This is a genomic window from Gordonia rhizosphera NBRC 16068, from assembly GCF_000298195.1.
GTDB classification, from domain to species: Bacteria; Actinomycetota; Actinomycetes; order Mycobacteriales; family Mycobacteriaceae; genus Gordonia; species Gordonia rhizosphera.
On the sequence record NZ_BAHC01000157.1, the window covers coordinates 1 to 2,558 of the forward strand.

General features: G+C 70.7%; 3 protein-coding genes. 1 reads left to right on the forward strand and 2 read right to left on the reverse strand.

Going from position 1 to position 2,558, the window contains the following annotated elements:
* The first annotated feature begins 2 nt into the window (after nucleotides 1–2).
* Nucleotides 3–482, forward strand: a complete 480-nt coding sequence (locus tag GORHZ_RS19545) for a DUF456 domain-containing protein (protein WP_006336062.1) — start codon at nucleotides 3–5, stop codon at nucleotides 480–482.
* Between the two features lie 85 nt (nucleotides 483–567).
* Here GORHZ_RS19545 and GORHZ_RS19550 read toward each other — a convergent pair whose 3' ends face one another.
* Together GORHZ_RS19550 and GORHZ_RS19555 are read right to left on the reverse strand one after the other, a co-directional pair.
* Nucleotides 568–1,398: an ABC transporter ATP-binding protein gene (locus GORHZ_RS19550; protein WP_006336063.1), complete on the reverse strand. Its 831-nt coding sequence runs from the start codon at nucleotides 1,396–1,398 to the stop codon at nucleotides 568–570.
* Entirely contained in the window at nucleotides 1,395–2,498 is a 1,104-nt protein-coding gene (locus tag GORHZ_RS19555; protein WP_006336064.1) for a FecCD family ABC transporter permease, read from the reverse strand. The genes GORHZ_RS19550 and GORHZ_RS19555 overlap by 4 nt, the downstream gene beginning before the upstream one ends.
* Between the last annotated feature and the right edge of the window lie 60 nt (nucleotides 2,499–2,558).

Genomic DNA, 2,558 nt, shown 5'->3' on the forward strand with positions numbered 1-2,558 from the left:
CGGTGTCCTGGGGTGGGGAACTGCTCGTCGGCGCGGTGATCCTGATCGGCCTGTTGGGCATCGTCTTTCCGGTGCTGCCCGGCAGTCTGCTCGTCCTCGCGGCGATCGCGGTGTGGGCCGTCGTCGTCGGCGGCTGGGGCTGGGCGATCCTCGCCGCCGCGGCACTCGTCATCGCGATCGGCGAGGTGGCCAAGTGGCTGATCGCCGGTCGATCCCTGCGATCGGCGGGTATCCCGAACCGCACGATCGCCGTCGGCGCGGTCCTGGGGATTGTCGGGTTCTTCGTGATCCCGGTGATCGGGTTGTTCATCGGGTTCGTGCTCGGGGCGTTCGCCTCCGAACTGGTGCGAACCCGCGACGGCGGCGCCGCGTGGCGCGGGATGCTGTCGGCATCGCGGGCGGCGGTGATCACCATCGGGATCGAGTTGTTCGCGGCCCTCATCGCGACCGCGATCTGGCTCGTCGGCGCGGGTATGTGGTGAAGCCGCACTCACCGCCGCCCCCGCGGATGCACCCCCACCCACCCCCGGAAACGTAGCGAGAATCGGCGCGGAGAGACGATTCTCGCTACATCTGCGGCGACGCTTTGCGTGTCCCGAGCGGAACGATCAGCGGGGAGGAGAAGACCGGATCGGACACGACCACCGACCGCAGCCCGAACGCCTGCTCGAGCAGGGTCGGGGTCAGCACCTCGTCGGGACGCCCGTGCGCGACGATCCGCCCCCACCTCATGACGAACAGCGAATCACTGTAGCGGGCGGCGAGATTGAGGTCGTGCAAGACCATCACGACGGTCTTACCGTGATCGGTGCACAGGCCATGCACGAGGTCGAGGACCTCGATCGAATGCGCCAGATCGAGGTAGGTGGTCGGTTCGTCGAGCAGCAGCAGATCGGTCTCCTGGGCCAGCGCCAGCGCGATCCACACCCGCTGACGCTGCCCACCCGACAGGGACTCGACGGGCCGGTCGGCGAGATCGGCGGTGTCGGTCTGCGCCATTGCCCACGCGACCGCCCGCTCGTCGTCGGGGGTCGCCTGCTGATACCACCGCTGATGCGGATGTCGTCCGCGCGCCACCAGATCGGCGACCGTGAGTCCGCCCGGGGCGACGGGGTTCTGTGGCAGCAGCCCGAGCCTTCGTGCGACCGTCCTGGGTCGCATCCGGTGGATATCCTCGCCGTCGAGCACGACAGTGCCCACGCGAGGCGGCAGGAGTCGGGCGAGTGCCCGCAACAGGGTCGACTTCCCGCAGCCGTTGGACCCGATGATGGTGGTGATCGCGGCGTCGGGGATGTCGATGTCGAGATCGGTGACGACGTCGCGGTCGTCGTAGCCGACGGTCAGTCCCCGCGCGCGTAGACGGGAACGCCGCTGCGTGTCGTCGGGCGAGTCGTTCATACCGTGGCCTTCCGGGACATCGAGATCATCAGGTAGAGCAGGCTCGGCCCGCCGATCGCGGCGGTCACGATACCCACCGGGAGTCCGCCGGGCAGGATGGTGCGGCATGCCAGGTCGCCGCCGACGACGAGGATCGATCCGGCGACGCCCGACGCGAGCGGGGTGGGCGTCGGCGAACCGGTGAGGCGCATGGCGATCTGCGGCGCCAGCAGCGCGACGAAGGCGATCGGCCCGGCCGCCGCGACGCACAGGGCGGCGACCACGACCGCGAGCAGCAGCACCGCCGTCGTGATGCAGCCGGTGCGGACACCCAGCCCGCGGGACAGGTCGGGGCCGAGCGAGATGACCGAGATCGGCCGCGACAGGCCGACGACCACGCCGACGCCGACGACGACGGCGACCGTGGCCGGCCAGACGTCGGACCACGTGGCCTGCGAGACCGAGCCCACGAGCCACGTCTGTGCGCTCGCGGCGTCGGTGATCTCCGCCCGGGCCAGCAGGTAGCCGGTCAGCGCCTGCAGCATCCACGTCATCCCGACGCCGACGATGACCAGGCGGAACGGATCGATCCCCGCGTTGGCCCGGCGTCCGGGCCAGGCGAGCAGATACATCACCGCCGCCGTCGCCAGGCCACCCAGCAGGGCCGCGACCGGTACGCCGAGGCCGGCGAACCATGCGCCCCAGGAGGAGGCGAAGGCGATCGCCGCGACGGCCGCGGCGCCGGCGCCGGCGGTGATGCCGAGGATGTCGGGGGTGGCCAGCGGGTTGCGCGCGATCAGCTGGGTGAGCGCCCCGGCCATCCCGAGACCGAAACCGACGAGTACCGCGACCAGGGCTCGGGGCAGTGCGACGTCGAACACGACCACGTTCTCGATGCGCGTTCCGCCGCCGAGCAGGATGCGTGCGACGTCGACCGGGCCCATCGGGTAGTCGCTGATCCCGACGCTGAGTGCGAAGAGCAGCAGGGTGATCGCAAGACCGGCCAGTGCGGTCACGAGCATCCGGGTCCGCACGACCCACGATGCCGGTCCGACACGGATGACTCGGCGACGGCGGGTCGTCGGTGGTGTCGTCGCCTCGGGTAGGACGTCGATCGTCATACCGCGGCCAGCCTCTTCGTGCGGACCAGCGCGAGGAGGAAGGGCGCACCCACCAGGGCC